The sequence below is a fragment of the Pseudomonas sp. KH_040 genome (assembly GCF_057839305.1).
In genome coordinates, this window is record NZ_CM174487.1 from 2,707,040 (window position 1) to 2,725,875 (window position 18,836).

The 18,836-nt window shown below is 59.8% G+C and carries 19 protein-coding genes; 5 read left to right on the forward strand and 14 right to left on the reverse strand.

Annotated features, from left to right (window positions below; all coding sequences use genetic code 11):
- Positions 1-71 precede the first annotated feature (71 nt).
- Positions 72-965: an alpha/beta hydrolase family protein gene (locus AC3IUF_RS12250; RefSeq protein WP_123374983.1), complete on the reverse strand. Its 894-nt coding sequence runs from the start codon at positions 963-965 to the stop codon at positions 72-74.
- A gap of 31 nt (positions 966-996) precedes the next feature.
- Positions 997-1,794, reverse strand: coding sequence for a crotonase/enoyl-CoA hydratase family protein (locus tag AC3IUF_RS12255; protein ID WP_489281119.1), 798 nt, complete (start codon positions 1,792-1,794; stop codon positions 997-999).
- Positions 1,795-1,942: 148 nt separating this feature from the next.
- Here AC3IUF_RS12255 and AC3IUF_RS12260 point away from each other — a divergent pair, with 148 nt between their 5' ends.
- Both AC3IUF_RS12260 and AC3IUF_RS12265 read left to right on the forward strand, forming a co-directional pair.
- Positions 1,943-2,518 carry a TetR/AcrR family transcriptional regulator gene (locus AC3IUF_RS12260; protein ID WP_123374984.1) on the forward strand — a complete coding sequence of 192 codons (576 nt, stop codon included), beginning with the start codon at positions 1,943-1,945 and terminating at the stop codon, positions 2,516-2,518.
- A gap of 81 nt (positions 2,519-2,599) precedes the next feature.
- The gene (locus AC3IUF_RS12265) at positions 2,600-3,325 is read left to right on the forward strand and encodes a transporter substrate-binding domain-containing protein (protein ID WP_095111466.1); all 726 of its coding nucleotides are present in this window, start codon (positions 2,600-2,602) and stop codon (positions 3,323-3,325) included.
- Between the two features lie 271 nt (positions 3,326-3,596).
- Here AC3IUF_RS12265 and AC3IUF_RS12270 read toward each other — a convergent pair whose 3' ends face one another.
- The 5 genes from AC3IUF_RS12270 to ribBA form a co-directional block, all read right to left on the reverse strand.
- Positions 3,597-4,751 carry an ABC transporter ATP-binding protein gene (locus AC3IUF_RS12270; protein WP_489281120.1) on the reverse strand — a complete coding sequence of 385 codons (1,155 nt, stop codon included), beginning with the start codon at positions 4,749-4,751 and terminating at the stop codon, positions 3,597-3,599.
- A gap of 16 nt (positions 4,752-4,767) precedes the next feature.
- Positions 4,768-5,577, reverse strand: a complete 810-nt coding sequence (locus AC3IUF_RS12275) for an ABC transporter permease (RefSeq protein WP_007918021.1) — start codon at positions 5,575-5,577, stop codon at positions 4,768-4,770.
- Between the two features lie 6 nt (positions 5,578-5,583).
- A complete protein-coding gene (locus AC3IUF_RS12280; protein ID WP_414894167.1) occupies positions 5,584-6,531 on the reverse strand; it encodes an ABC transporter permease in 948 nt (315 codons plus the stop codon).
- Complete coding sequence (locus tag AC3IUF_RS12285; protein WP_007918009.1) at positions 6,528-7,553, reverse strand: ABC transporter substrate-binding protein; 1,026 nt, start codon at positions 7,551-7,553, stop codon at positions 6,528-6,530. The genes AC3IUF_RS12280 and AC3IUF_RS12285 overlap by 4 nt, the downstream gene beginning before the upstream one ends.
- A gap of 467 nt (positions 7,554-8,020) precedes the next feature.
- Complete coding sequence (gene ribBA / locus AC3IUF_RS12290) at positions 8,021-9,130, reverse strand: bifunctional 3,4-dihydroxy-2-butanone-4-phosphate synthase/GTP cyclohydrolase II (RefSeq protein WP_095050094.1); 1,110 nt, start codon at positions 9,128-9,130, stop codon at positions 8,021-8,023.
- Between the two features lie 68 nt (positions 9,131-9,198).
- On the opposite strand from ribBA, the gene AC3IUF_RS12295 reads away from it, so the two are divergent.
- Complete coding sequence (locus AC3IUF_RS12295; protein ID WP_489281121.1) at positions 9,199-9,495, forward strand: DUF1330 domain-containing protein; 297 nt, start codon at positions 9,199-9,201, stop codon at positions 9,493-9,495.
- A 129-nt stretch (positions 9,496-9,624) separates the two neighbouring features.
- Here the strand turns inward: AC3IUF_RS12295 and AC3IUF_RS12300 are convergent, their stop codons facing one another.
- The 7 genes from AC3IUF_RS12300 to AC3IUF_RS12330 all read right to left on the reverse strand — a co-directional run bounded on the left by AC3IUF_RS12300 (position 9,625) and on the right by AC3IUF_RS12330 (position 14,952).
- Positions 9,625-10,188, reverse strand: coding sequence for an NUDIX hydrolase (locus AC3IUF_RS12300; RefSeq protein WP_489281122.1), 564 nt, complete (start codon positions 10,186-10,188; stop codon positions 9,625-9,627).
- A gap of 1 nt (position 10,189) precedes the next feature.
- A complete protein-coding gene (locus AC3IUF_RS12305; protein WP_489281123.1) occupies positions 10,190-10,942 on the reverse strand; it encodes a GntR family transcriptional regulator in 753 nt (250 codons plus the stop codon).
- A 42-nt stretch (positions 10,943-10,984) separates the two neighbouring features.
- Positions 10,985-11,389 carry a carboxymuconolactone decarboxylase family protein gene (locus AC3IUF_RS12310; protein ID WP_008088075.1) on the reverse strand — a complete coding sequence of 135 codons (405 nt, stop codon included), beginning with the start codon at positions 11,387-11,389 and terminating at the stop codon, positions 10,985-10,987.
- Positions 11,390-11,520: 131 nt separating this feature from the next.
- Positions 11,521-12,006 (reverse strand): flavin reductase family protein, encoded by a 486-nt coding sequence (locus AC3IUF_RS12315; RefSeq protein ID WP_038368096.1) that lies wholly within the window; start codon positions 12,004-12,006, stop codon positions 11,521-11,523.
- 12 nt (positions 12,007-12,018) lie between these two features.
- Entirely contained in the window at positions 12,019-13,500 is a 1,482-nt protein-coding gene (locus tag AC3IUF_RS12320) for an aldehyde dehydrogenase (RefSeq protein ID WP_489281124.1), read from the reverse strand.
- Complete coding sequence (locus tag AC3IUF_RS12325) at positions 13,497-14,330, reverse strand: alpha/beta fold hydrolase (protein ID WP_123374989.1); 834 nt, start codon at positions 14,328-14,330, stop codon at positions 13,497-13,499. Before AC3IUF_RS12325 ends, AC3IUF_RS12320 begins: the two co-directional genes overlap by 4 nt.
- Before the next feature lie 31 nt (positions 14,331-14,361).
- Positions 14,362-14,952, reverse strand: a complete 591-nt coding sequence (locus AC3IUF_RS12330; RefSeq protein WP_007917992.1) for an amino acid synthesis family protein — start codon at positions 14,950-14,952, stop codon at positions 14,362-14,364.
- Positions 14,953-15,379: 427 nt separating this feature from the next.
- Between AC3IUF_RS12330 and AC3IUF_RS12335 the strand changes: the two genes are divergently transcribed.
- Both AC3IUF_RS12335 and AC3IUF_RS12340 read left to right on the forward strand, forming a co-directional pair.
- Positions 15,380-16,423 (forward strand): WD40/YVTN/BNR-like repeat-containing protein, encoded by a 1,044-nt coding sequence (locus AC3IUF_RS12335; RefSeq protein ID WP_095111457.1) that lies wholly within the window; start codon positions 15,380-15,382, stop codon positions 16,421-16,423.
- The gene (locus AC3IUF_RS12340) at positions 16,420-18,804 is read left to right on the forward strand and encodes an efflux RND transporter permease subunit (RefSeq protein WP_489281125.1); all 2,385 of its coding nucleotides are present in this window, start codon (positions 16,420-16,422) and stop codon (positions 18,802-18,804) included. Before AC3IUF_RS12335 ends, AC3IUF_RS12340 begins: the two co-directional genes overlap by 4 nt.
- Positions 18,805-18,836 lie beyond the last annotated feature (32 nt).

Consider the following 18,836-nt stretch of genomic DNA (forward strand, 5'->3'; position numbering starts at 1 on the left):
GAAGCGAGGCTGCGATCTTTTGATCTTGTTTTGAAGCAAGATCAAAAGATCGCAGCCTGCAGCAGCTCAGGTTATGTGGTGTGTGCAGGGGCGCTTTGCAGCCAATCAAGCACCTCATCCCACAACGGCTGTGCGCTTTCGCGGAAGTAACCCATGTGCCCGTACGGTTTGCTGCCCAGTGGCGGCTGCAGATCCAGCAATGTCAGCGGTGCATTCACCATGGCTTTGACAAACGCATCGCGCGAACGCGGCGGCGCCCACGGATCATCGACCGACGTGGCGAAAACGCATGGCGTTGTGACCTCGGCGTAGAGTGCATGCAGATGGCTCATCTCGGGGTCGTCGAAGTAGTAGTGGGGGAATTTGCACCAGCGTTTCCAGTCGTTATAAACGCCCAGCGGCAAATCATCGCCCATGCCCAGCATGCTCCAGGCCATGTAGCCTTTGCGGGCGACAATCACCGGCAGCACAAACGTCCACATCAGACGGATTTTCCAGGCCTCGGCTCTGGACATCCAGCCGCTCCATCCCGCACCACTGCCCAAGGTGTAGCAAGCCGTCAGGGCGTGGTGATTGGGCAACAGACCAATCGCGTGACCACCAAACGAATGGCCGACCCAATACAACGGCAACGCTTCCTGGCTTAGCAGATCCACTGCCGCCGCCAGATCCTGATAAGCCCAATCCAGATAAGACATCTCAAAGCCTTTGAGGGAAGCCGGTTTCGACTCACCGATGCCCCGGTAATCGAGGGTCAGCACGTGAAAGCCCTGGCGCGCCGCGTGCTCGGCAAAACGCCGATAAAAGCGCTGTTGCACCCCGGTGGCGCCGGCCATGATCAGGTTGCCTTTGACCGCGCCCGCCGCGCTGTAGCGCTTGGCTGACAATGGATAACCATCGCGGGCAATGAGGGCGATGTCCTGTCTCTGGATCGATTCGGCAAAGGCTGCGGCCATGGTGTTCATGAAATTGTTCCGAGTGAGTTGAGCAAAGCCTTCAGCGACCTTTGAACTGCGGTTCGCGCTTCTGCATCATCGCCATGACGCCCTCGCGGACATCCTCGGTTTTGATCAGGGCCAGCAGTTGTTCATCAAGCTTCGACAATGCCGCATCGTCTCCCTGATCCTGCGCCAGAAACGCCGATTGCAGCGTCGCCTGAATCGCCAGAGGCGCAGCCTTGGCAATGCGTTTGGCGTATTCGATGGCGCGTGCCAGAGTCTGACCGGGCTCGACTACTTCGGTCAGCAGGCGCATGTGCAGGGCGGCAGTGGCATCGAACTCTTCCCCCGTGAGCATGTAGCGCATGGCGGCGGTCCAGCCCGCTGCGCGGGTGAAGCGCACGGTGGAACCGCCGGCGGGTGAGATCCCGCGCAACACTTCCAGATGAGCGAAACGGGCATTGGTGGCGGCAATGCTGATGTCGGCGTTGAGCATCAATTCGATGCCCGCCGTCCAGCAAATGCCTTCAATGGCAACCACCACCGGTTTACGCCTGCGCGGTTTGGATACGCCCCATGGGTCGATGCCTTCTTCAGGATACTTGAAGGCGCCAGACGCCAGTTTTGGCGTCAGTTCCATCAAGTCCAGACCCGCAGTGAAGTGCTCGCCATGCGCGAACAGCACGGCGCAGCGCAGTTCGTCATTGCGCTCATACTCGCCGATGGCCAATGCCAGGTCCGTCAGCATTGCACTGTCGAATGCATTGCGTTTGCCGGCGCGATCCAGACCGATCAAAAACAGCTGGCCGTGTTGTTCGCGGGTGACTCTGCCGGGGCCACTGTTGGCTTCGTTCATCTCTGCTCTCCTTGAATTCTATTGGTCGCCAGTTACTGACCATTTGTTTGGTAAACAGAAACTAAACGAACAGTTGGTAACCGTCAAATTGAGAAGGGCAGGCTTATGTCATAGAATCACCGCCAGTTATCCGGATCAGGAAATACCCGTGCGACCGTTGAAAATCCCCCGTGAAGAATTGCTTCTGCGGTGCGCCAATACCTTCAAGCGCCTTGGCTATCATGGCACCACCATGGACGTGCTTGCTGCCGCCTGCGGCTTCACCAAGGCGTCTTTCTATCACCACTACCCGAATAAGGAAGCCTTGCTGCGTGACGTGCTGGACTGGACGCATCAGGTAATTAACCAGACCCTGTTTGCCGTAGCTTTTGATGAAAAACTCAGCCCCGAAGAACGCCTGACAAAAATGGGGCGTAAGGCGGCGAGGCTGTTTCAGGATGACTCGATCGGTTGCCTGATGGGTGTGGTGGCGGTCGATGCGGCGTACGGCAAAAGTGAACTGCTGGAGCCGATTCGCAGCTTTTTCGATGCATGGGCCAAGGCGTTTGCGCATTTGCTGGAAGGCCAGGTCGATGAAGTCCAAGCCTTGCTGACCGCTCGACAATGGGTGGCGGATTACGAGGGGGCGATTCTGCTGGCTCGGGTCTATGGTGACGCGGCTTACATCGATGCGGTGACGCGTCGGGCGCTGGAACACTTGAGTGCCTGTCAGGCAACGACATAAGGCTTACGCGCTGTGTGTTGTGTCCTCGACAGTGTCAGCCACGACGCACACTGACTTTTTATCCAATCAGGGAGCAACACCATGAGTCCAATCACCCCGGCCGTGATGGCCGATCTCGCGCCCGACGGCGTGCTGCATGCCGCGATCAACTTCGGTAACCCGGTGCTGGCGCAGCGCAGGGCGGATGGTGCGCCGCAAGGTGTCTCGGTGGCTTTGGCGATAGCGCTGGCTGCCGAGTTGGGTGTCGAGTTGGAGATGCGTACGTTTGATGCGGCGGGCAAGGTTTTCGCGGCGCTGGAGGAGGGCGTGTGGAACCTGGCATTCCTCGCCATCGAGCCGGTGCGTGAGGCGCAGATTGCGTTCAGCGAGCCGTACGTGATCATCGAGGGGACTTATCTGGTCGAGGTGCAGTCGGCGTATCGCCAGGTCGAGGATCTGGATCAGCCAGGATTGCGACTGGCCGTTGGCAAAGGCGCAGCCTACGACCTGTTCCTCAGTCGCACGCTGCAGCACGCACAATTGGAGCGTGCCGAAACCTCGGCGGGTGCCGTTGACCTGTTTATCGAGCAACACCTGGATGCCGCCGCCGGTGTCCGTCAGCCATTGCAGAAAGTCGCGGATGCCGACGCGCGTTACCGCGTGCTGGACGGCGCATTCACGGCGATTCGCCAGGCCATGGCGGTGCCCCGTGGGCGGGAGGCAGGCGCAGCGTATGTGCGGGCGTTCGTCGAGCGCAAGAAGGCTGAAGGGTTTGTCGCTGCAGCGCTGGCCGAGAGTGGACAGGGCGATGTGACGGTGGCGCCTTGAGACAAAAAAAAGAGCCACCGCAGCCCGACGCTGGGGTGGCCCTGAGGGGGACATTCTTGAAATGACGGCAGACCCTGTGGGAGCGAGCTTGCTCGCGAATGCGGTGTGTCATTCAACATTGTTTGTGACTGACACGGCCCCTTCGCGAGCAAGCTCGCTCCCACATTTGGAATGTATTCCTGTAGGAGCTGCCGCAGGCTGCGATCTTTTGATCTTGCTGTTAAAAACAAGATCAAAAGATCGCAGCCTGCGGCAGCTCCTACAGGGGATTTCAGTGAGAACCGGCGGCTTTGTTGAGGTCGCTGTCGGTCCATTCGGTGTAGACGCAGGCATCAGCGGTGGCCCAGCGTACTTGCACTGGGTCGCCAGCCTTGAGCGGCATGCCGGCGGCTGACAATGCTTTCACCGTCATCGACGTGCCGCCCGAGGTGACTACGCTACAGGTCTGGCTTTCACCGAGGAACAAAACCTCCACAACCTTCGCTGAGACCTCGTTCCAACCCGACGGCAACGGTTCGCTGATCGCCTGCGCGACGCTCAACGCCAGTGCCTTTTCCGGCCGCACCATCAGCAAAACGTCCTGATCGGTGTGCAACCCAGCGGTCAGTCGAATCGACAACGACTGCCCCTCAAAACTCGCCGCCGCATTGCCCTGCGCCTTGAGTTTGAGGAAGTTCGAGTTGCCGAGGAACGAGGCGACAAACGCATTCGGCGGATTCTGATAAAGGTCATAACCGCTACCCAGACCAACAATCTTGCCGTGACTGAAAATCGCGATGCGTTGCGACAAGCGCATGGCTTCTTCCTGATCGTGGGTCACGTAAACAATGGTGATGCCCAAGCGCCGATGCAGTTGGCGCAATTCATCCTGCAGATCTTCACGCAGCTTTTTATCCAAAGCACCGAGCGGTTCGTCCATCAACAGAATGCGTGGCTCGTAAACCAGCGCCCGGGCAATGGCGACACGTTGTTGTTGGCCGCCAGACAATTGCGAAGGGCGGCGATGAGCGAACTGCTCAAGCTGCACCAGTTTCAACATCGCATCGACGCGCTTCTCACGTTCAGCCGCCGCCAGTTTGCGAATCGCCAACGGAAAGGCGATGTTGTCGCGCACCGACAAATGCGGGAACAGCGAATAACGCTGGAACACCATGCCGATATCACGCTTGTGCGGCGGCACATTCACCAGCGACTGACCGTTGACGAGGATCTCGCCACTGCTCGGTGTTTCAAACCCGGCAAGCATCGACAGCGTGGTGCTTTTGCCTGAGCCGCTGGAGCCGAGGAAGGTCAGGAACTCGCCGTCCTTGATGTCCAGCGAGATGTTGTCGACGGCGGCAAAGTCGCCGTAGTGCTTGTTCAGGTTGCGCAGGCTGACCAGGGGTTTGTCATTCTGCTGGGAAGCGTCTTTGATCACGGCACTCATGTCGTACTCCTGGCGCTCAGGCGCTGATTTCGTTGCGCCGGCGCAGCGCGGCGGCGATGACCATGACCAAAACAGACAAGCCGATCAGCAGCGTCGAAGCGACGGCGATCACTGGCGTCAGGTCCTGGCGCAGGGTGGTCCACATTTTCACGGGAAGGGTTTGCAGGGTCGGGCTGGCCATCATCACGCTGAGCACCACTTCGTCCCACGAAACGAGGAAGGCGAAGAGGGCGCCGGCGACCATGCCCGGACGAATCGCCGGGAACGTCACCTTGAACACCGCTTGCAGGCGTGAAGCACCGCAAATCACCGCGGCGTCTTCAATCGACTGATCGAACAGCTTCAGCGAGTTGATGATCGAGATGATGGTGAACGGCAACGCGACGATCACATGGCTGACGACGAAGGCGAACATCGTCCCCGTGTAGCCGAGCTTGAGGAACAGCGCGTACACCGCCACGGCAATGATCACCAGCGGCACGATCATCGGCAGGGTGAACAGGCCGTAGAGCATTTCCCGGCCGGGAAAGCGCCCGCGCACCAGTGCGAACGCAGTCGGCAAACCGAGGGCCACTGCGCAAATCGTCGTTAGCACGGCAACCTTGAGGCTGGCCGCAGCGGCGTTCATCCAGTCGGGGTTGGAGAAGAACTGGCCGTACCATTTCAGCGTCCAGCCCGGTGGCGGAAACACCAGCCACTGCGAGGAGCCGAAAGACAGCAGCACGATGAACACAATCGGCAACAGCAGGAACAGACCGATCAGCCCGGTGGTGGCGTAGAGACCGAAGCGCATGCGCCGGCTCATCGCATTGGGGGTCAGGAGCATGTCGGCTTACCTCGCGTTACTGGCGCCAACCGGGGATTCCGGCTGAAGCTTCAGGTAGAAGTAGAACAGCACCAAAGTGATCGCGATCAGCAACGCGGCGCCGGCACTGGCCAGGCCCCAGTTGAGGAACGATTGCACCTGTTGAATGATGAACTCCGGCAGCATCATGTTCTGCGCCCCGCCGAGCAGCGCCGGGGTCACGTAGTAACCGAGCGACATGACGAACACCATCAAGCCACCGGAGGCCAGACCCGGCCGGCACAGCGGCAGGAACACCCGGAAGAAGTTGGTCCATGGACTGGCGCCGCAGATCGAACCGGCCTGCAGGATCATCGGATCGATGGCCTGCATGGTCGCCTGCAACGGCAGGACGATGAACGGGATCATGATGTAGCTCATGCCGATCACTACGCCGGTGAGGTTGTGCACCATCTCCAGCGGCTGATCGATGATGCCCAGCGCCATCAAGGCCTTGTTGATCACGCCGGACGCTTGCAGCAACACCAGCCACGAATAGGTGCGGGCGAGCAGGCTGGTCCACATCGACAGCAGCACGATGTTGAGGATCCAGCGCCCCCAGCCACGCGGCACCAGGGTGATCGCCCAGGCCAGCGGAAAGCCCAGCAGCAGGCTGAACAGGGTCACCAGCCCGGCCACCGAAAAGGTGTTGAGCAGCACCCGGGCATACGCCGAGTTGGCGAACAGTTGCTCATAGTTGCCAAGGCCTGGCGTCGGTTCGAGCACGCCGCGCAACAGCAGGCCAATCAACGGCGCGAGAAAGAACAGGCCGATGAACAGCAACGCCGGGGCGAGGTTGCCGGCGCCGCGCCAGCGTTGTCTGAGGGACGGGGTTTGCTGCATCGCAACCGCCTGTGTTCCGTGGGCCGAACCGGCAGCGCCGTTGGCGCTCCCGGTGGCAGTGGAGGGACGGGACGCGGTGGCCGCCATTTTCATTTGACCAGCCATTCGTTCCACCGTGTCGCGATGGCCTGGCCGTTTTTGGCCCAGTACGCGAAATCAAGAGTGATCTGATCCTTAGCGTAGGCAGTCGGCAGGTTGGGGGCCAGCGTCGAATCCAGACGCTCCACACTGTCGAGGTTGACCGGGGCGTAGGCGGTCAGGTTGGAGAAGTCGGCCTGGCCTTTGGCGCTGCTGGCGGCGGCCAGAAACTTCATCGCCGCGTCCTTGTTTTTCGAGCCTTTAGGGATGACCAGAATGTCGGCCATGACCAGGTTCTGTTTCCAGCTCACACCGACCGGTGCACCGTCTTCTTGCAGGGCATGAATGCGACCGTTCCAGAACTGGCCCATGCTCGCTTCACCGGACGCCAGCAGTTGCTGCGACTGCGCGCCGCCGCCCCACCAGACGATGTCTTTCTTGATGGTGTCGAGTTTTTTGAAAGCACGATCCAGATCCAGCGGGTAGAGCTTGTCAGCCGCTACGCCGTCGGCCAGCAGCGCCAGTTCGAGCACGCCGGGGCTCGGCCATTTGTACAGGGCGCGTTTGCCGGGGTAAGTCTTGGTGTCGAACAGGGCGCTCCAGTCCTGCGGCTTGTTGGCGCCGAGTTTGCCCTCGTTGTAGCCGAGGACGAAGGAGAAGAAGAACGAGCCGACACCGTGATCGCTGACGAAACGCGGGTCGATCTTGTCGCGCTGAATCACTTTGAAATCGAGGGGTTCGAGCAGGCCTTCAGCGGCGGCGCGCAGGGCGAAATCGGCTTCGACATCGACCACGTCCCATTGCACGTTGCCGCTCTCGACCATGGCTTTGAGTTTGCCGTAGTCGGTCGGACCGTCCTGGACGACGGTGATGCCGCTGGCCTTGCTGAAAGGATCAGCCCAGGCCTGTTTCTGCGCATCCTGGGTGCTTCCGCCCCAGCTGACGAAGTTCACGCTTTCGGCAGCCATTGCAGCCTGGCCGGTGACGCTGAGCAGTCCCGCAAAAAAGATCGCGGTTGCAGCTTTGTTCAACACCATTTTTACGCCCTCATTGTTGTGTTTTTGAGCGGGCTTGCGTTGTTGCCCGCCTGTCGGGAGCAGTAGATGGACGTTCGTTGGAGTGTCCGGTCTATGGAATATCATATTATGGTATTCCAAGCTTTGTGCAAGCACTTTGCCTTACCGGTTATCTGGCGGTTGATGGTTTTCACTTGAGAGATGTGTAGAAATTTCAGATTCAGCCCCTCACCCCAGCCCTCTCCCAATGGGAGAGGGGGAAAGGGAGCAGATTTTCATGCTGTTCAAAACCGAGTCCGACCCGGTATTGGAAAGGGAGCCGATTTTTGTGCTGTTCAAAACCGAGCTCGATTGGGTATTAGAAAGGGAGCAGATCTTCATGCTGTTCAAGGCCTGAGTTCGACTCGGAATCTCAGGTCGGCGTATAGCGACTAAACAACTCGGTCGGCTCCCTCTCCCTCCGGGAGAGGGCTGGGGTGAGGGCAGCTTTATTCAGTGAACGGAATGCTTTCGACCACTTCCAGGTCATACCCCGTCAGCCCTGCATATTTGAGGGGAGGGCCCAAGTGACGCAGTTTGCCAACCCCCAGATTCTGCAGAATCTGCGCCCCAGTCCCGACCTCCGAATAAATCCGCGACTGCGAGCGACTGAACTGCCTTGGCGGCTGGGTCAATTGCGGCACCCGCTCCAGCAACGCCTGCGAAGATTCATGATTGGCCAGCACCACAACAACCCCATGCCCCTCAGCCGCCACCCGTTGCAGCGCCGCCCACAGCGTCCAGTTCGTCGGCCCGCTGTATTCGGCGCCGACCAGATCACGCAGCGGATCGATCACATGCACACGCACCAGCGTCGGTTCCTCACGGCGCAAATCACCCATGACCATCGCCATGTGCACGCCGCCCTCGATGCGATCCTCAAAGGTGATCAAACGGAACGTGCCATGCACTGTCGGCAGCTCACGTTCGCCAATGCGTTCAATGGTGTGTTCGGTGCTCAGGCGATAGTGGATCAGGTCGGCGATGGTGCCGATCTTGATCCCGTGTTTGCGCGCGAACACTTCCAGATCCGGGCGACGGGCCATGGTGCCGTCATCGTTCATCACCTCGACGATCACCGAGGCCGGGGTAAAACCAGCAAGGCGCGCCAGATCGCAGCCTGCTTCGGTGTGGCCGGCGCGCGTCAGTACGCCTCCTTCCTTGGCGCGCAGCGGGAAGATGTGGCCGGGCTGCACCAGGTCTTCAGCGCGGGCATTCGGCGCGACGGCGGCGGCCACGGTGCAGGCGCGATCCGCCGCCGAAATGCCAGTGGTCACGCCAACCGCCGCCTCAATCGACACGGTAAACGCGGTGCTGAACACGCTGCCATTGGCCGGCACCATTTGCTCCAGGCCCAAACGCTGGCAATGTTCGTCAGTCAGCGTCAGGCAAATCAGCCCGCGTGCTTCACGGGCCATGAAGCTGATCGCCTCAGGCGTGCAACGGTCGGCGGCCAGCAGCAGGTCGCCTTCGTTTTCGCGGTCTTCGTCATCGACCAGCAAGACCATTTTGCCGAGACGATAATCTTCGATGATTTCTTCGATGCTGTTGAAGGCCATGCTGGACTCTCAGGGTTCGTTGGAAATATATTGGTATACCATAATACAAAATCAACAAAGAGGTCACTATGAAGGCGTACTGGATTGCTCATGTGGATATAGCCGATGTCGATCACTACAGCCAATACACCCAGCGCGCGCCGGCAGCCTTCGCTGAGTTTGGCGCGAAGTTTCTGGCCAGAGGCGGGCGCAGCGAGGCGATGGAAGGGCGCGAGACGCCGCAGCGTAGCGTGGTGATCGAGTTCGAAAGCTATGAGAAGGCTGTGGCGTGCTACCACTCGGCGGCGTACCAGGAAGCGAAGAGTTATCGCGAAGAATGGGCGAGGGCGGAAATCATCATCGTCGAAGGCATGCCGCCAGTTTAAGCCGCATCACAAAACTCCTGTAGGAGCTGCCGAAGGCTGCGATCTTTTGATTTTGATTCTAAAACAAGATCAAAAGATCGCAGCCTTCGGCAGCTCCTACAGGGATTTTGGGGTGTCAGAGGGATGTGATCAGCGGATAAAGTGGATCTTGCCGCTGTCATCATTGCCCATGTAAATCCCATACACCCCAGCCTGACGCTCTTCGATATAGCGCTCGAGAATCTGCCGGATCGCCGGGTAATAAATCTGCTTCCACGGAATGTCTTCAGGCGCGAAGAACTTGTAATCCATGGTCTCCGGCCCGTACTGCCCGGTGATCTCCAGCGCGATCGCACGGAAGATGATGTACACCTCGCTGATCTTCGGCACGCTGAAAATCGAATATGGCGAGACGATTTCCGCGCGCACGCCGCTTTCTTCCCAGACTTCGCGCAGGGCTGCTTGCTCGGTGGTCTCGCCGCTTTCCATGAAACCGGCCGGCAGCGTCCAGGTGCCCGGGCGCGGGGGGATCGCCCGTTGGCACAGCAGGTATTTGCCATCCTGCTCGATGATGCAGCCGGCGATGATCTTCGGATTGACGTAGTGGATGTAGCCGCAGCCACGGCACATCAGGCGCTCGTGCGTATCGCCCGCCGGCACCTGCTGACCAAGGTCAGGGCCACCGCATTTCGGGCAATAGCTCGGGCTGAACATATCAGTGACCTATACGAGGTTCTTTCAACGCGATGGGCAGGGTCATGGCCGGGGTTGCGCCGGTCTCTTCCTGCTTGCGCTTGAGATAGTCGAGCGCTACCGCGGCGGCAGCGCGAACGTGATCGACACAGGCCTGATGCGCCGCCAGCGGATCGCCGCTCTTGATCGCCTCGACCATTTTTTCCATTTCCTGATTACTCGCGCCGCGACGGTTCTCTTGGGAAACCGAGGTCGCGCGCAGGTAGCTGATGCGCGCCTGCAACTGACGCAACTGAGTCGCCGCCACATGGTTGCCCGAGCCTTCGAGCAGCACGTCGTAGAAGCCCTGTACTGAGTCGATCACCTGCTGCAATTCGCCGTCCTTGAGCGCCTTGCGGTTCTCGTCGAGGGCTTTTTCCAGGGCCTTGATGTCCTTGGCTTTGGCGCGCAAGGTGAACAGCTGCACGATCAAGCCTTCGAGCACGCAGCGCAATTCGTAGATGTCGACGGCATCGGCGAGGGTGATGATCGCCACGCGCGGGCCTTTGGCATCGGCGAACTCGACCAGACCTTCGGATTCCAGGTGACGCAAGGCTTCGCGAACGGAAGTACGGCTGACGCCGAGGCGATCGCACAGATCGCGCTCGACCAGACGATCCCCTGGCATGAGCTGGAAATTCATGATCGCGCTACGCAGTTTATCCAGCACGATTTCGCGCAGGGTAACGGGGTTGCGATTGACCTTGAAGCTGTCGTCGAGTGGCTGGCGTTTCATGGGGTCCGCTCTTTCGGTTGGCTGTCCATGCCAGACGGGCATCTAAACAGCCGAGGGGTTAACTGGGGCTTCGGCGTCGGCTTCGGCAAAGGCTTCACGGGCCAGCCGGAAACTGTCCACGGCCGCCGGAACGCCGCAATAAATGCCGACCTGAAGCAGAATTTCGCGTATTTGCTCACGACTCAGGCCGTTACGCAAGGCGCCACGCACATGCAGCTTGAGTTCATGCGGACGGTTGAGCGCCGAGATCATCGCCAGGTTGATCATGCTGCGCTCCTTGAGCGACAAGCCTTCACGCCCCCAGACATGGCCCCAGCAGTATTCGGTGACCATTTCCTGCAGCGGGCGGGTGAAGTCGTCGGCGTTCTCTATAGAACGCTGCACGTAGGCTTCGCCCAATACCTGAGTGCGGATTTTCAGGCCTTTTTCGTACTTTTCGTTACTCATATTCTTTGCCTCACCTCAATCCCTGTGGGAGCTGGCTTGCTAGCGATAGCGGACTATCAGCCAACATCAATGTTGAATGTTAAGCCCTCATCGCTGGCAAGCCAGCTCCCACAGGGTTCTGCATTGTCGCTTCAGGCCAGGGTTGGCAACGGCCCGAGCTTGCCTTTGTGGTAGATCATTGGCGTCACCGGTTGCTCGGGCAGGATCAGGTTCTTCACCGCGCCAACGATAATCGCGTGATCACCGCCGTCGTATTCACGCCACAACTCACACTCGATGATCGCCGTGGCTTTGGCGAGAATCGGGTTACCGAGTTCGCTCAAATGCCACTCGATACCGGCCGCCTTGTCCTTGCCTTTACCGGCAAACGCATAGGCCTCAGCCGTCTGGTCAGCGGACAGCAAGTGAATCGCAAACTTCTTGCTGTCACGCAGAATCGGATAAGTGTCGGAAGCGTAGTTGGGGCAGAACAACACCAGCGCCGGGTCAATCGACAGCGCGCTGAAGGCGCTGGCGGTGATGCCGACGATGCCGCCTTCGGGGTCAACGGTGGTGACCACCGTAACGCCGGACGGGAACGAGCTCATGACGTCTTTGTAAATGCCGGGTTCGATCATTTCGCAGGACTCCTAGCGCATCACAAACGGATCAGGCATTGGCGCCTGAGAAAGGTTGATCCACACCGTTTTCAGTTCGGTGTAGGCCAGCACCGAATCGATGCCGCTTTCGCGTCCATAGCCACTGTTCTTGAAGCCGCCGATCGGTGCCATCGCTGACACCGCACGGTAAGTGTTGACCCAGATAATTCCCGAGCGAACATCGCGAGCGAGGCGATGAGCCCGGCCTAAATCACGCGTCCAGATGCCAGCGGCGAGGCCGAACTGTGAGTCGTTGGCGATCGCCAGTGCCTCGGCTTCATCTTTGAAGCGAATCACCGACGCCACCGGGCCGAAGACTTCTTCCTGCATGATCTTCATCGAATTGCGGTCGCATTCGAACAGCGTCGGCTCATAGAACCAGCCTTCGCCGAGATCGGTCGGGCGCTTGCCGCCGGTACGCAAACGCGCGCCTTCAGTGATGGCATCAGCGACCAGGCCTTCAACCACCGCCAGTTGCTGCGCGGTGGCCATCGGGCCCATCTCGCTGTTGTCTTCTTGCGGGTTGCCGATGCGAATGCGCTGGGCGCGTTCGACCAGTCGGTTGACGAACTCGTCGTAGATTTCGTCCTGCACCAACAGCCGTGAACCGGACACGCAACTCTGTCCGGACGCCGCGTAGATCCCGGCAATCGCACCGTTGATCGCGCTGTCCAGATCGGCGTCGGCGAAGATGATGTTCGGCGACTTGCCACCCAGTTCCAGCGACAGCTTGGCGAAGTTCTCGGCGCTGCTGCGCACCACATGCCGCGCTGTGGCTGCGCCGCCGGTGAAGGCGATTTTGCGGATCAGCGGATGGCGGGTGAGGGCGGCGCCGGTGCTCGGGCCGTAACCGGTGACGACGTTGACCACACCCGGCGGAATCCCCGCTTCGAGGGCCAGACGCGCCAGCTCAAGAATGGTTGCCGAAGCGTGCTCGGACGGCTTGATCACGATCGTGTTACCGGCGGCGAGGGCCGGGGCGAGCTTGATCGCTGTCAGGTACAGCGGGCTGTTCCACGGAATGATCGCGGCGACCACACCCATTGCTTCATGCACGGTGTAGGCAAACAGATCGGGCTTATCCAGCGGCAGGGTGCCGCCTTCGAGCTTGTCGGCAAGGCCGGCGGTGTAGTGGAAGAACTCCGGCAGATAACTGACCTGACCACGGGTTTCGCGGATCAGCTTGCCGTTGTCGCGGCTTTCCAGCTGCGCCAGTTGTTCTTTGTTTTCGGCGATCAAGTCGCCGAGACGGCGCAGCAGTTTGCCGCGCGCGGTGGCGGTCAGGCCGCGCCACGCCGGGCTGTCGAAAGCAGTCTGTGCCGATTGCACGGCGCGTTCGACATCCGCTTCATCAGCGTCAGGCAATTCGGCCCAGGCTAGCGCGGTGGCCGGGTTGAGGCTTTCGAAGGTCTTGCCGGAGAGGGCGTCGACCCATTCTCCGCCGATGCACATCTGGAAGCGTGCGAGTGTCATGCAACGATCCCCTTTATATGGTTTTGTCGGGAGTGTGCGAATTCGAGAAATTCCAGCAGCGTCTGATTGACCAGACGCGGCGACTCTACGGGCATCATATGCCGTTGCTCAGACAGCACGGCAACCTTCGCACCGGGGATGCGTCGGGCCAGTTGCTCGGCCATTTCCGGGGTCGAACCCGGATCGAGTTCACCGGTGGCGATCAGCGTCGGCGCCTGAATGCTGCCCAGGTCGTCGGCGCGGTACATGTCTTGGGTGGCGAACAATTCGTAGGTGGTCAGATAGCCTTGCGGATCATTGCCGGCCAGGGTCTGGCGGATCGCAGCGATCTGCGCCGGGTTGGCTGCCTGATATTCGCGGCTGAACCAGCGTGACAGCGCCGCTTCGGCATTGGCGTCCGGGCCATGTTCGGCGGCTTGCGCGGTGCGAGCGATGACGCCGGCACGCTGTTCTTCACTGCGGTTGAACACGCTGTTCAACACCACCAGGCTTTGCAGGCGCTCCGGGTAATGCAGGGCAAAGGCCCGCGCGACCAGACCGCCCATGGAGAAACCGATCACCGCTGCCTGCGGCAGATTCAGGTGATCGAGCAGCTCCAGCAACTGATCGGCGTAACCGAGCAGGGCGGTGCCGCTGGCCGGTCGCGGGCTCGCGCCATGGCCGAGCATGTCGTAGGCGATCACCCGGTACTGGCTGGACAGGCCGACAATCTGCCCGCCCCACATTTCTTTGTTCAGGCCCACGCCGTGGATCAAAACCACGGGCTGGCCTTGGCCGGTCGCCAGGTAACTGGTGCCAGCCGGGGTGAGTTCAGCGGTGAGCCGAATCATGGAGCGCTCCTGCAGTGCCTTTTTATTGTGATTACTGGGCTTTTTCGGCGGCCAGTTCTTCCAGATCGATGTAGCGGTTACCGATGCGCGGGTGCAGGCGACCACCGTCGGCGCAACCCAGCACGACGACGATTTCGTCGGCACGCGGCGCGTCTTCGATCTGCATTTCCAGAGTGATGTAGTGCGAACGCTGACCTTCGTCGTCCTTGTGCATCATCGGGATCTGAATCGAGGTGCCCGGGCCGCCGCGCTTGTTGGTGAAGCTCAGGTAGCTCTTGGCGTTGACGGCTTCGCGGTAGTGGTTGCCGAAGCGCAGGGTGTGGATCACGGCGGAGGCGTGTTCGATCTCGCCATCAGCACCGACCACGGCGGCTTTGCCGTAGGCCTCGATCTTCTCGGCACCGCCGATGATGCCGACCAGACGCTCAACCATCAGTGCGCCGAGGTCAGAGCAGTTGGCGCGAATCTGCGGCTTGAGGTCTTCCACGAAACCGTTGCCCACCCAAGGGTTTTTCATCACCACGGCGAGACCGACCATGGTCACTGGCTTGTCAGTGGCCTTGCCGCCTTCGATGAAGGTTTCTTCGACATAGCTGACGATCTTGCGAATTTCGAAACTCATGAGCTGCTCCGTTGGGGGATTGAGAGTGTCTGTGCGTCTGATGGTATACCATAATACCGATCGTGCAAGTCCCCCTCGCAAGATTGCCCTCATCCATCCTACGAATCCTCCGTCATCACAACGCAAAATTCCTGTAGGAGCTGCGGCACGCTGCGATCTTTTGATCTTTAAAGGCCAGGATCAAAAGATCGCAGCCTCGTTTCACTCGTCAGCTCCTACAGGGGGATGCGTTCATTCCGTGCGGTTAACAAAAGATAACGTGGCGCCGATTGTCAGACGTTTCGAAAGCCCGATAGGATGAGCCAGCTTCCGAAGTGGCTCTGGATTGCGGGTTTCAGGTCTATGCTTCTGACCAGCCATCAGCGGAGCACACTTGCGGCGCCCTTGAAGGCCAGATGGCCTAACAATAATAAATAGGGGAAGGTCTATGAGTCGTTGCCGCCCGCCGGCGTTACGCAACACCGCGTTGCTGGCCACAGCACTCTCTCTGCTGGGCTTTGCCACGTTATCGGCACCTGTGATTGCCGCCGAGGCCCCGGCTGACGTGGTCTATGCCACCGAATCTGCGAAAGCCGCGAAAAGTCTGATTCTCGATGTCGTCCACGCTGGCGCGCGCCTGGTCGCGGTTGGCGATCGCGGGCACATTCTCTATTCCGATGACCAGGGCAAAACCTGGACCCAGGCCAAAGTGCCGACCCGGCAACTGCTGACGGCGGTGTACTTTGTCGACGACAAGCACGGCTGGGCGGTCGGCCACGACGCGCAAATCCTCGCCAGCGCAGACGGCGGTCTGACCTGGACCAAGCAATTCGAAGACCTCAAACGTGAGTCGCCGCTGCTCGACGTCTGGTTCAAGGACGTCAACAGTGGCCTCGCTGTGGGCGCGTACGGCGCGCTGCTGGAAACCACCGACGGCGGCAAGAACTGGGAAGACGTCAGCGACCGCCTCGACAACGAAGATCAATTCCACCTTAACGCCATCGCCGCGGTGAAAGACGCCGGGCTGTTCATCGTTGGCGAGTCGGGCAGCATGTTTCGCTCCGCCGACGACGGTCAGACCTGGGAAAAACTCGAAGGCCCGTACGAAGGTTCGCTCTTCGGCGTGATCGGCACGGCCCAACCGCAGACCCTGCTGGCCTACGGCTTGCGCGGCAATCTTTATCGCTCCACCGATTTCGGCAGCAACTGGCAACAGGTCGAACTGAAAGCCGCACGCGGTGCGCTGGAATTCGGCTTGTCCGGCGCAACCTTGCTCCCGGATGGCTCGATCGTCATCGTCGGCAACGGCGGTTCGGTGATCAGCAGCAGCGACAACGGCGAAACCTTCAGCGTGTTCAACCGTCCGGACCGCATCTCGCTGTCATCGGTCACCGCTGCCGGCGACGGCAACTTGATTCTGAGCGGGCAGGGTGGGCTTCACACCACGCAGCCAAACGGTGCCGAGATCAATAACAAGAAGGCGGGGCTATGACTTCCTTGATCACTCCTCAGCAGGACAAGGCGACGTTTCTTGAGCGCCTGATTTTCAACAACCGCCCGGCCGTGATCCTGATCTGTCTGGTGGTGAGCGTTTTCCTGTTCTGGCAGGCCATGCTGATCCGGCCATCGACCAGTTTCGAAAAAATGATCCCGCTCAAGCATCCCTTCATCGAAAAGATGATGGAGCACCGCAACGATCTGGCGAACCTGGGCAACACCGTGCGCATTTCGGTGGAAGCCAAGGACGGCGACATCTTCTCCAAGGAGTACATGGAGACCCTGCGCCAGATCAACGACGAGGTGTTCTACATCTCCGGCGTCGACCGCTCCGGGCTGAAGTCGCTGTGGAGTCCGAGCGTACGCTGGACCGAAGTGACCGAAGAGGGTTTTGCCGGCGGTGAAGTGATCCCGCAGAGCTACAACGGCTCGCAGGACAGCCTCGATTTGCTGCGCAACAACGTGCTCAAGTCCGGCCAGGTCGGGCGTCTGGTGGCCAACGACTTCAAGTCGAGCATCGTCGACATCCCGCTGCTGGAGTCCTACCCGGACCCGGAAGACCAGGGCAAGTTGCTCGCGCTGGACTACCGCAAGTTCTCCCATGAACTCGAAGACAAGATCCGCAACAAGTTCGAAGCGCAGAACCCCAACGTCAAAATCCACATCGTCGGTTTCGCCAAGAAGGTCGGCGACCTGATCGATGGTCTGGTGATGGTCGTGCTGTTCTTCGGCATCGCCTTCGTCATTACCCTGATTCTGCTGCTGTGGTTCACCAACTGCGTACGCAGCACCATTGCGGTGTTGAGCACGACGCTGGTGGCGGTGGTCTGGCAGCTCGGTCTGATGCACTTCTTTGGCTTCGGGCTTGATCCGTATTCGATGCTGGTGCCATTCCTGATCTTCGCCATCGGTATTTCCCACGGCGTGCAGAAGATCAACGGTATCGCCCTGCAATCCAGTGAGGCCGACAACGCGCTGACCGCAGCGCGCCGCACCTTCCGGCAACTGTTCCTGCCGGGGATGATCGCGATTCTGGCGGATGCGGTGGGTTTCATCACGCTGTTGATCATCGATATCGGCGTGATCCGTGAACTGGCCATCGGCGCCTCCATCGGCGTGGCGGTGATCGTCTTCACCAACCTGATTCTGCTGCCGGTGGCGATTTCCTATGTCGGCATCAGCAAGCGCGCGATTGCCAAGAGCAAGAAAGACGCGAACCGCGAACATCCGTTCTGGCGCCTGCTGTCGAATTTCGCCAACCCGAAAGTCGCACGCATTTCGGTGGTGCTGGCGCTGATCGCCTTCGGTGGCGGCCTCTGGTACAGCCAGAACCTGAAAATCGGCGACCTCGATCAGGGCGCACCGGAGCTACGTCCGGACTCGCGCTACAACAAGGACAACAACTTCATCATCAGCAATTACTCCACCAGCTCTGACGTACTGGTGGTGATGGTCAAGACCAAAGCCGAAGGCTGTTCGCGTTATGAAGCCATGGCGCCGATCGATCAGTTGATGTGGAAGATGCAGAACACCGAGGGCGTGCAGTCGGCGATCTCGCTGGTGACCGTGTCCAAACAGATGATCAAGGGCATGAACGAGGGCAACCTGAAATGGGAAACCCTGTCGCGCAACCCGGACGTGCTGAACAACTCGATTGCCCGTGCCGATGGCTTGTACAACAACAGTTGCTCGCTGGCGCCGGTGCTGGTGTTCCTCAACGATCACAAGGCCGAAACCCTCGATCGTGCGGTGCACGCGGTGCAGGAATTTGCCCAGGAAAATAACAAGGACGGCCTGGAGTTCATCCTTGCTGCCGGTAACGCCGGGATCGAAGCGGCCACCAACGAAGTCATCAAACAGGCTGAGCTGACTATCCTGGTTCTGGTGTACATCTGCGTGGCGGTGATGTGCATGATCACCTTCCGTTCGTGGGCGGCGACCCTGTGCATCGTCCTGCCGTTGGTGCTGACCTCGGTTCTCGGCAACGCGCTGATGGCGTTCATGGGCATCGGCGTGAAAGTCGCAACGTTGCCAGTGGTGGCGCTGGGTGTGGGGATTGGTGTCGACTACGGCATCTACATCTACAGCCGTCTGGAAAGTTTCCTGCGCGCCGGCCTGCCGCTGCAGGAAGCCTATTACCAGACGCTGAAATCCACCGGTAAAGCGGTGCTGTTCACCGGCCTGTGCCTGGCGATCGGCGTGTGCACCTGGATCTTCTCGGCGATCAAGTTCCAAGCCGACATGGGTCTGATGCTGACCTTCATGCTGCTGTGGAACATGTTCGGTGCTCTGTGGCTGTTGCCGGCACTGGCGAAGTTCCTGATCAAGCCGGAGAAACTGGCGGGGCAGAAGGGTAATTCGCTGTTTGCGCATTGATCTGAAGGGCTGAAACGACAAAGCCGCAACCT